Annotated in this window: 2 protein-coding genes; both read right to left on the bottom strand. The window is 35.2% G+C overall.

Features of this window, described 5'->3' with window-relative positions:
- Positions 1–208 precede the first annotated feature (208 nt).
- Positions 209–634, bottom strand: coding sequence for a hypothetical protein (locus H4J75_RS19615; protein WP_182223058.1), 426 nt, complete (start codon positions 632–634; stop codon positions 209–211).
- 163 nt (positions 635–797) lie between these two features.
- Positions 798–905, bottom strand: coding sequence for a DUF3885 domain-containing protein (locus H4J75_RS20535; protein ID WP_404842720.1), 108 nt, complete (start codon positions 903–905; stop codon positions 798–800).
- Positions 906–913: the final 8 nt, after the last annotated feature.

The raw sequence follows: 913 nt of genomic DNA, 5'->3' as shown, positions 1-913 counted from the left end.
ACTCGTTTTATAGCGATGAATGCAAAACTATAAAGCGAAAACTCAAGGCAAAAAACACCAAGCCGACTTGAAACCACCAAACTTATAAAAAGAATTTACCCTTAAAAAAAGGCGGTACATAACGCCCTGTTAAGAGGCAAAATTTAGTTGGCTAAAATGTTGAGGAACGAAAACAGCCAACTGAATTTTGTCCTGCTTTAACAGCTTGTTAGGGCTGAACATACTCAAGACTATCAATTATTGATTTAGCCACTTTAGCATCGTTATCTAAATTAAAATAAACAGTAATCTGAACGTATGAGTCATTTGTAATGATGTAACCATTATACGTAAGTGTTAGTTTATTATTTTCTTTTTCATTTAGTCTATATGAATATTTAGTCAGTCCTTCTTTAACAATTGATTCCACATCAAATGCTTTTGGATCAGAACCAGAAGAGATCCACTTAATTATTTCTTCAATTGTTTCGTTATCATCATTATTCCAGATGTTAATCCAAACAGTTACTCCTGGCCTCCAGAGCACTAAAGAACCATCCTCAGCCCTTCTATTGTGAGGTTGATTAAGAGTTATAAGCCATTCATTCGTTATCCTATACTGCCCATCAACGACAGGAAAATCTGGATGTAACATATTTGGTTTCCCCGAAACACTAAAACAATAAAAAAGCTAAAAACACCTGCATACTTGCATTTAGCCCTAACGCCTCATTAAGAGGCAAATAATAGCTGGCTAAAATGTGTGAGGAACGAACAACAGCCAGCTGTTATTTGTCCTTTTGAATGACTTGTTATATTCACGAGAACACCAAATCCATTCTTTCACGATCATAGTTTAACAGCCATTCGTTATGTGATTGATATAATGGAATGAGCGCTTCTCTATTTGAGCTTATTACATCCATTCCACGAT

It is taken from the genome of Colwellia sp. BRX10-1, from assembly GCF_014077545.1.
Classification (GTDB): domain Bacteria; phylum Pseudomonadota; class Gammaproteobacteria; order Enterobacterales; family Alteromonadaceae; genus Colwellia_A.
The sequence above is the reverse complement of the archived record's forward strand: the minus strand, read 5'-3'. Positions and strand labels throughout refer to the sequence as shown.